At 40.6% G+C, this 7,948-nt stretch carries 10 protein-coding genes; 8 read left to right on the top strand and 2 right to left on the bottom strand.

What is annotated here, in order from left to right; all coding sequences use genetic code 11:
* Nucleotides 1-143 precede the first annotated feature (143 nt).
* The 7 genes from E3E24_RS11190 (at nucleotide 144) to E3E24_RS11220 (ending at nucleotide 6,050) form a co-directional block, all read left to right on the top strand.
* The gene (locus tag E3E24_RS11190; protein WP_167885160.1) at nucleotides 144-932 is read left to right on the top strand and encodes a DUF5666 domain-containing protein; all 789 of its coding nucleotides are present in this window, start codon (nucleotides 144-146) and stop codon (nucleotides 930-932) included.
* A gap of 4 nt (nucleotides 933-936) precedes the next feature.
* The gene (locus E3E24_RS11195; protein WP_167885161.1) at nucleotides 937-1,179 is read left to right on the top strand and encodes a DUF4405 domain-containing protein; all 243 of its coding nucleotides are present in this window, start codon (nucleotides 937-939) and stop codon (nucleotides 1,177-1,179) included.
* A 40-nt stretch (nucleotides 1,180-1,219) separates the two neighbouring features.
* Nucleotides 1,220-1,615 (top strand): NifB/NifX family molybdenum-iron cluster-binding protein, encoded by a 396-nt coding sequence (locus E3E24_RS11200; RefSeq protein WP_167885162.1) that lies wholly within the window; start codon nucleotides 1,220-1,222, stop codon nucleotides 1,613-1,615.
* An 86-nt stretch (nucleotides 1,616-1,701) separates the two neighbouring features.
* Nucleotides 1,702-2,652 carry a radical SAM protein gene (locus E3E24_RS11205; RefSeq protein WP_167885163.1) on the top strand — a complete coding sequence of 317 codons (951 nt, stop codon included), beginning with the start codon at nucleotides 1,702-1,704 and terminating at the stop codon, nucleotides 2,650-2,652.
* 38 nt (nucleotides 2,653-2,690) lie between these two features.
* Complete coding sequence (locus tag E3E24_RS11210; protein WP_167885535.1) at nucleotides 2,691-3,467, top strand: TrkA C-terminal domain-containing protein; 777 nt, start codon at nucleotides 2,691-2,693, stop codon at nucleotides 3,465-3,467.
* A gap of 2 nt (nucleotides 3,468-3,469) precedes the next feature.
* Nucleotides 3,470-4,918: a potassium channel family protein gene (locus tag E3E24_RS11215; protein ID WP_167885164.1), complete on the top strand. Its 1,449-nt coding sequence runs from the start codon at nucleotides 3,470-3,472 to the stop codon at nucleotides 4,916-4,918.
* Between the two features lie 4 nt (nucleotides 4,919-4,922).
* Nucleotides 4,923-6,050, top strand: a complete 1,128-nt coding sequence (locus tag E3E24_RS11220) for an ATP-NAD kinase family protein (protein WP_167885165.1) — start codon at nucleotides 4,923-4,925, stop codon at nucleotides 6,048-6,050.
* A 33-nt stretch (nucleotides 6,051-6,083) separates the two neighbouring features.
* Here the strand turns inward: E3E24_RS11220 and hypD are convergent, their stop codons facing one another.
* Together hypD and E3E24_RS11230 are read right to left on the bottom strand one after the other, a co-directional pair.
* Nucleotides 6,084-7,196 (bottom strand): hydrogenase formation protein HypD, encoded by a 1,113-nt coding sequence (gene hypD / locus E3E24_RS11225; RefSeq protein ID WP_167885536.1) that lies wholly within the window; start codon nucleotides 7,194-7,196, stop codon nucleotides 6,084-6,086.
* Between the two features lie 2 nt (nucleotides 7,197-7,198).
* Entirely contained in the window at nucleotides 7,199-7,423 is a 225-nt protein-coding gene (locus E3E24_RS11230) for a HypC/HybG/HupF family hydrogenase formation chaperone (RefSeq protein ID WP_167885537.1), read from the bottom strand.
* 223 nt (nucleotides 7,424-7,646) lie between these two features.
* Between E3E24_RS11230 and E3E24_RS11235 the strand changes: the two genes are divergently transcribed.
* On the top strand, nucleotides 7,647-7,871 hold the full coding sequence (locus tag E3E24_RS11235; protein WP_167916030.1) for a TetR/AcrR family transcriptional regulator: 225 nt from the start codon (nucleotides 7,647-7,649) through the stop codon (nucleotides 7,869-7,871).
* Nucleotides 7,872-7,948: the final 77 nt, after the last annotated feature.

The raw sequence follows: 7,948 nt of genomic DNA on the forward strand, positions 1-7,948 counted from the left end.
ACACATCTTTGTGGAATTTAAACATTTTGTGTAAATAAAAACGTTTAATTAAATAGAAGTGTTTACAAAAATCCACCCATAACCGAAATATTTAAATACAAAATTTCATATGTAAGTTTTGCCTGTATAGGGGGCTTGGATGTATGGAAAGGAGAATAGCAATTGCTTTCATACTCTGTGCAATAATTATAATCATGCCATTTGCAGTTAAGATTGCTGAAAATAGTATTAAAAGCAGCACAGAAATTCCTTCTTCAAACATAACCACTACATTTGGAGGGATAACCTACATTGGCTCAGCAGTTTCTCATGAAGGTTCTGACTTGCTCTGTGTTATTCCTGCCAAAGTTTATGTTCCAGAGGCTGGGACTGAAGTTACACTCAACGTTACGGTTAAGTTTAAGCATGCCCAACCATGTCCTTACTCTGACTGGGAAATTCTAACTGAAAATCCCGTCAATGTTGAAGTTGTCAGCGAGAGTGAGACTAAGCTGACTGATGCATACACGGCAGTTAAGCAGTACACAGTAAAAGTTCTTGGGAATGGAGCGCTTGATGTAGTGTTTAAATATGGAAGCAGCTGTCCCTACGGTACGGAGGAAAGAGTCACAGTTTACTTTTACATTGGAACTCCATCAGAAGAGGAGATGGTAAATGCTTCTGCTCAGATTCCTGAGCTTAACATAACTGAAAAGATTATAACGGGTGTTATTGAAGATGTAAATCTCGAAGAACGCTATTTCGTTGTTAACTCAACTAAAATTGCAGTTAGAGGAAAGTGGAGAAGTGAAGAGGGCGCAGAGTATAACTGGAGGGAGATGCTTGCCCTCCTTAAAGTTGGAGAAAAAGTTGAAGTCAAAGCAACTTATGAAGATGGGGAATGGAAGGCTTATGAGATAACGATAAACGGCAAAACATTCGTTAAGGGGTGATAAAATGAGCTTCAAGCTTAGAATGTGGGTGTCGCTGATTCTCTTTGTTTTGTGGCTGATAACGGGAATAAGTGGTATTTTCCTCCTTATAGGCCCTCTTTTTGCGGAGCTAGGGATTTCTCTGCCGATATCCTTGATGGATACAATTCATACATATATTGGCTTTGCCTTCTTTGGACTCTCGGTTGTGCATGTTGCCCTCAACTGGTCTGCAATGAAAAGCTACTTCCGCAAGCTTATGCAATAAGTTTATATTTTATTAGGCTCACCTAATTTTTGGTGAGGAAATGAGGAAGCTTAGAGTAGCGTTTGGAATGGAAAATGAGGGAAAGCTGACAGACGCTCACTATGGGGACTCAGAGTTCTTCTTAATCTACGAAATCTTAGAAGATGGGACCGCAAAGCTCTTGGAAAAGAGACCAAACAGAGCTAAGGGGATGGAGGAACATGATGAGGGACACGGCGATCCTAGGAAGTTTAGAGCTATTATTGAGCAGCTGAAGGACGTTGATGTGCTAGCGGCATTCAGAATGGGTCCCAACTTCTTGAGAATCAGAGACCAGAGCAATAAAGTTGCATTCTTTACGAGTACGAGGGATCTAAATTTAGCACTTCAAAGGGTTATTGAAAGGTTTGAAGAGCTTTGGAAGCAAGTTGAAGAGAAGAAGTCAAAGCATGTTTGAATTTTTCAGTTTACTTCTTTGTTTCATCCATCTTAATTTCGAAATCTTTATACGCCATTAGGCTAACCTAATTTCGGTGAAAGTCAATGATAGCATTTGGTCCCGTTCCATCTCGCAGATTAGGAAAAAGCCTAGGCATAAATAACATTCCAGATAAAGTATGCTCATATGCTTGTGTTTACTGCCAAATTGGGAGAACAATTAAGATGGAAGTTGAAAGGAGAGCATTTTATAACCCAGAGTTAATCCTCAAGGAAGCTAAAGAAAAAGTTGAGAAAGCCAGAGCAAAAGGAGAGCACGTTGATTACATCACATTCGTCCCAGATGGTGAACCGACTTTGGACATTAACCTTGGAAAGGAAGCTGAGCTGCTGAAAGAACTTGGAATCCCTTTGGCAATTCTAACAAACTCTTCCCTAATCTGGAGGGAGGATGCTAGGGAAGATTTGTTGAAGTTTGATTTTGTCTCTCTAAAGCTTGATGCTGTAAGTGAGCAACTCTGGAGAAAAATTGACAGACCGCACAAAAGCTTAAAGCTCGATGAAATCCTTGATGGAATGCTCGAATTCAGAAAAGAATTCAACGGAAAACTCGTAACAGAGACTATGCTCATCGATGGAATTAATTATGGAGACGAATTTGAGAAGATTGCTGAGTTTTTGGAGGAGCTTAAACCAGATATAGCTTACATAGCTATTCCAACGAGGCCCCCAGCGGAGAGGTGGGTTAAGCCAGCTAGTGAGGAGACGATAAACAGAGCGTTTCAGATTTTTGCTAAGGCTTTAGGAAGTGATAGGGTAGAGTACCTCATTGGATATGAGGGAAATGCATTTGCTTTTACGGGGAATGTTGAAGAGGATTTACTGAGCATAACGGCTGTCCACCCGATGAGAGAAGATGCCGTTGAAGACTTTCTCAAAAAGGCCAATGCAGATTGGAGTGTTGTTGAGAAGCTTTTGAGGGAAGAAAAGCTCATTGAGCTTGAATACGATGGAAAGAGGTTCTACATGAGGAAGCTCAAGAGCAGAAATCTTTAATTATCCCCTGAAGATAACTATCTGGAAGGTGATGCCCACTGATAGCCCTCATATCGTTCCTATTAGTTATTCTCGTTTCAATTATAATCGTTAGAATCGGAGCTGTTGCATTAGAGATGACTGGACTTTCAAGAGATGTTGCAGCTTTTCAAGCTCAGTCGGCTTTTTCTGGAACCGGCTTTACGACTTCAGAGTCAGAGTATGTGGTTTCACATCCAGTGAGAAGAAAAATAATCCGGATTTTAATCTTTCTAGGCAGTGCGGGAATAACTTCGGCCATAGCAACTCTTGTATTAACCTTTATTGGCAAGAGCGGTGAAGAGGCTAAGCAGACTTTCATCTTGCTCTTAGGAGGCCTGATGGCTTTATATCTTTTTGTGAGGTCTAAATGGATAGACAAAATGATGAGGAAGATAATTAGGAGAGCCCTCAACAAATTCTTTCCCTCACTTAAAATTTATGACTACAATCAGCTCTTGGGCATAAGCAGGGGATATTCAATTGCACAGATAAAAGTCAAAAAGAACAGCTGGCTGGCAAATAAAACTTTAAGGGAGTTACAGCTCGATAAGGAGGGAGTTTTAGTTTTGGGAATTTACAGAAAAGTAGGAGAAAAGGAAGTTTATCTCGGTGCTCCAAGTGGGGATACAAAAATTGTGCCTGGGGACTTAATAGTTTTATATGGGCCGGAAGATGTTCTCTTGAATCTCTCAAAGAGGGTTAAAGGTATTAAAGGTCGGATTGAGCATGAAGAAGCAGTCGAAAAAGCAAAGCTCAGAGCAATGCAGGAAGAGATGGAACTTGAAGGTGAGTGATGATGTGCGAGTATGTATATGAAAACGGGGAAAAATGCAGAATAAAGCCGCTGCAAGGCTCTAAATACTGCTCGCTCCACATTCCTTACGAAGAGGGAGAGCTCCTCTATGGGGACAAAATTAAAGAAATCAAAGAGAAGGCTTTTCTTAAGAGACTTAAAAGAGGCATTACATACTTTGAGGGAGTTTACCTCTATGATATTAGAATTTCAAACTTCAAGAGCGATAAAACCTTAGTTTTCAAAAATTCAAAGATAAAGACGCTCATAATAGACAGCTCAGAAATCGGTGGGCTGACGATATATGGCTCATCAATCGAGAGGGTGATTATATTTGAAACAAAATTGAAAACTCTTATGATAGCCAAATCAAGTGTATTTGGCGTTAATATCCTGAGATTAAACTTCTATGGTTCGCTTTACCTAAAAGACAGTGACATTAGATATATTATGATGAACTCCTTCCAATACGTTAAAACTGAAGAGAAGCCGAGCGAAGAAGAATACGGTGAGAGGAGCAAAGCTTACGGCAGGATCGAGCTTTTCAACCTCAATGGTGTTAGGAGAATTGGAATCAACTCAAGATATCCGCTCTTAAGGCAGATTCTTGAAGAGCATGGAGTTAAAGTTAACGAAGTCTCGAGGAAGCATGCAAAGGCTGAAATATTTGTAATTAGTGGGGTTCACTTTGATGAGAACCCCCGCTTTAAGCGGCAGGTTAGGGTTTTGATTAGGGGCTTTGATGGGCAACTTTTGATGGAGAACCTTGAGATTCCTGGGCATGTTCAAATAACTCAAAGCAAGATTAAGCTACCCGAGTTTGTTCACGTTAAAATTCTGAACAACATTATTTTTAGGAAAGTTCGCTTTTACAGCGATATTACTTGGAATCTAACGGTTTTGCCAAATCTTGTGGCAGAATTAGATGTTGAGGGCTTTATTCTGCTTGAAGAATGCCATTTCAACAATCCCTATATAGAAGAAATATTCTATCGATTAGCCCGTACTTCATGGGAAAAAAACGGAGACAAAGATAAGGCTGATGAGTATTATTATAAGGAGATGGTTGCAAAAAGGAAACAGCGCATGATGGCGTACAGAAAAGGGCGGAAAAAGATTCTTCTCATCGAGCCCTATGTAGAGTGGCTTTTAGCTGATCTTACATGCAAATACGGTACCACTTGGAAAAGACCGATTGTAATCTGGATTATTACCGTAAACGTAGTATTTCCAATTATTTTTTATCTTACAAAAAGTGTTGAAGGGAGTGGAGTTCCTTTGAAATCTTTTTTGGATTATGTGTACTTCAGCATAGTTACTGCAACAACATTGGGCTATGGCGATCTGCATCCAATTGGGATCGGGAGAATTTTGGCTTCAAGTGAAGCAATATTTGGAATGTTCATGTGGGCAGTGTTGTTAACAGTTTTTGCTAGGAAGTACATGAGGTGATAAAATGAAGGTTGGTCTGATAATTAATCCAATAGCTGGAATGGGAGGAAAAGTCGCCTTAAAAGGTACAGATGGAGTTGTTGAAGAAGCGATAAGAAGAGGGGCCAAGCCGATAGCATTAGATTTAGCTAAACTCTTTTTAAGTGAGCTTTCCCAGTATGAGAAATCTAAGGGTATAGAATTTTTAACAGGCCCTAAAGAGCTCGGTGAATATGCCCTCAGAGAATTTGATTTTCCTTATCAGGTTATCAAACACAGGGAAATCGGCTATAGGGATATTTTTGGAGTTAGGATTCCAGATACCACAAATGAAGATACAAAAACTCTGGCAAAGCTTATGGCGGATAAAGTTGGTATTTTGGTTTTTGCTGGAGGAGATGGAACTGCGAGGGATGTTTATTCTGCAGTTGATAAAGAAGTCCCAATCCTTGGGATTCCAACGGGAGTAAAAATGTTCTCTGGGGTTTTTGCTTCTTCTCCAGAAGATGCAGCTAAACTTTTGATTGAGTTCATTAAGGGAGATGCAGAGATAGTGGAGCGTGAAATTTTAGATTTGGATGAAGATGCATATAGGAGAGACGAGGTAAAAGCTAAGCTTTATGGAACAGCACTAACTCCCTATGTTGAAACTCTTGTTCAGGGATCCAAAGAGCCGACAAAAGTTGATGAAAGTGAAGAACTTGAAGCGTTGGCTGAAGCTATTGTTGAAGAGCTGGAAGATGGAATCTACTTTTTAGGGGCAGGCTCGACGGTGAAGAGGATTAAAGACAAACTTGGCATTGATGGAACCCTTTTGGGAGTTGATATCGTTGAAATCCAAGACGGGAGGGCGAGGCTTTTAGTTAAAGATGCTCAAGAAAAGGATTTGCTGAAATTCATTGACAAAAACCCCAAAATAATTGTTACAGTTGTGGGGGGTGTTAATTTCCTCTTCGGAAGAGGCAATCAGCAGTTCTCTGCAGATGTCCTTAGGCATATTCCAAAAGAAAACATCATTGTCGTTGCAACTCCATCAAAAGTTGAAAGGCCAATAAGGGTGTATACTGGGGATAAGAAGGTTGATGAGAAACTTAAAGGATACATGAGAGTTCGCATTGGCGCTTGGAGAGAAAGGATGGTTAAGGTGATTTGAACTTTCACCATGCAAAAAATTAAAAAGCAACAGCTAGAACAAAGCTCCGTACTTGTAGAAGATGTGGCACGTTCCTTCATATGAAACCATACACGGCCCAACTGGATTCCTTGGAGTGCATGTCTTTCCAAAGTGGGGACACTGTGGTGGTAACGCTAACCCGCGAAGTATTGCACCGCAGAGGCAGCCTTTCTCTAAGTCGGGGAGCTTTGGAACTTCTGGATTGTAATAAGTCCTTATCTCCAAATCTTTGTACTCCTCTCTAAGCTCAAGTCCACTCTTTGGAATTATTCCTAAAGCTCTCCATTTTGCATCTACAACTTCAAAGAACTTGTTTATCAGCTTTTGGGCTTCAACATTTCCCTCGTATTTCACAGCTCTTGTATATTCATTCTCAATCTTTGCCTCTCCTTTTCTTATCATCCTTAGAAGCATCAAGATTGCCATCAGCACATCAACGGGTTCAAAGCCAGCAACAACTTGGGGAACCCCGTATTCCCTCGTTATGTACTCCCAGCCTTTAACCCCTACTATTGTGGATACGTGACCAGGATCAATGAGACCATCAAAGGCTGTGCCCTGCTTAACCAGTGCCTCAACGGCTGGGGGCGTTAAGCGGTGAACAGAATAAATTTTGAAGTTCTCAAGCTTTTCCTCAACAACTGCGTTGAGCATTCCCGCAGCTGGAGCTGTTGTGGTCTCGAAGCCAGGAGAGAAGTGAACGACTAATCGCTCAGGATTTTTCTTAGCAATCTTATAGGCATCGTAAATTGAGTAAACCACTCTGACGTCATATCCTTCACTTTTCAAGTCGGAAAAGCTCCCTCTTGGCGTGGGAATCTTGTACATATCGCCAAATGTTGTTAGAATAATTTTTTCTCCCTCTTCATAAGCTTTCCTCATTATCTCTTGCATCTTTACGATGTCCTCAACTGGGGTTATACAGACGGGACAGCCAGGACCGCTGACGATTTTAACATTTTCCGGTAAGAGTGAGCGGATCCCACTCCTTGTTACTGTATCCTCGTGAGTTCCGCAGACGTGCATGATTTTAACAACTCTTCCAATTTTTTCAGCTTCTTTGTGGATGACCCTCGTTATTTTCTGAGCAAGTTCTTTGTTTCTAAAAACGCTAAAAGCTTCCATTCTCATTCCTCCCACGCTTTTAGGACATCTTCCCATGCCTTTAGAATTTCCTCGGCAGTTTGCTTATCGAGCTTCTCTATTGCGAAACCCGTGTGAACTATAACATAGTCGCCAACTTTAACGTCTGAGAGCAAATCTAAGCGAGCCTCTCTCTTTACTCCTCCAAAATCAACAATCGCAACGTTTCCGTTGATTTCAAGAACTTTAGCTGGAACTGCCAAACACATATTTCTCACCTGTTCTTAAGTTTGATTGGGGGTTTTTAAATGTTGCATAAAGGGATATTTTTGTACCCTTTCCTGAGGCTTCTGGTGGAAATTACAAGTCTAAAACCCCAAACAAAAACATTTGGGTATAATGACTTTGTTCTTTGGATGCATTTAGACTGCCGTAACTTTTTTATATCACGCTGATGACTAAGCAGTCAGTATAAATTGGGGAGTGCTGGGCATGGATACCAGAGAGAAGATTTTAAAAGCCGCAAGAGAGCTCTTTGCTGAAAAGGGCTACGACAAAACTACTGTCGATGAAATTGTTGAGCGGGCAGGAGTTGCTAAAGGCACTTTTTACAACTACTTCAAGAGCAAAGAGGAGCTTATAAAAATTGTTGCTCTTCAGTCTTTGCTGTTGTATCCCAAAATTATTTCGCAAGACATATTAAGCACAAGAACATGAAACTTGATCAGGATAAAATCCACCTGATAATAGTACTACACGAAAAAACAGAATTCAAAACAAAAACAATCAGCAAA

Origin of the sequence: Thermococcus sp. LS2 (assembly GCF_012027375.1) — an archaeon.
In the GTDB taxonomy this organism is placed as follows: Archaea; Methanobacteriota_B; Thermococci; order Thermococcales; family Thermococcaceae; genus Thermococcus_B.

Bases quoted from the DNA above. Each gene is read 5' to 3' on its own strand.
- E3E24_RS11190 (WP_167885160.1), top strand. From the start codon at position 144: ATGGAAAGGAGAATAGCAATTGCTTTCATACTCTGTGCAATAATTATA.
- E3E24_RS11195 (WP_167885161.1), top strand. From the start codon at position 937: ATGAGCTTCAAGCTTAGAATGTGGGTGTCGCTGATTCTCTTTGTTTTG.
- E3E24_RS11200 (WP_167885162.1), top strand. From the start codon at position 1,220: ATGAGGAAGCTTAGAGTAGCGTTTGGAATGGAAAATGAGGGAAAGCTG.
- E3E24_RS11205 (WP_167885163.1), top strand. From the start codon at position 1,702: ATGATAGCATTTGGTCCCGTTCCATCTCGCAGATTAGGAAAAAGCCTA.
- E3E24_RS11215 (WP_167885164.1), top strand. From the start codon at position 3,470: ATGTGCGAGTATGTATATGAAAACGGGGAAAAATGCAGAATAAAGCCG.
- E3E24_RS11220 (WP_167885165.1), top strand. From the start codon at position 4,923: ATGAAGGTTGGTCTGATAATTAATCCAATAGCTGGAATGGGAGGAAAA.
- hypD (WP_167885536.1), bottom strand. From the start codon at position 7,196: ATGGAAGCTTTTAGCGTTTTTAGAAACAAAGAACTTGCTCAGAAAATA.
- E3E24_RS11230 (WP_167885537.1), bottom strand. From the start codon at position 7,423: ATGTGTTTGGCAGTTCCAGCTAAAGTTCTTGAAATCAACGGAAACGTT.
- E3E24_RS11235 (WP_167916030.1), top strand. From the start codon at position 7,647: ATGGATACCAGAGAGAAGATTTTAAAAGCCGCAAGAGAGCTCTTTGCT.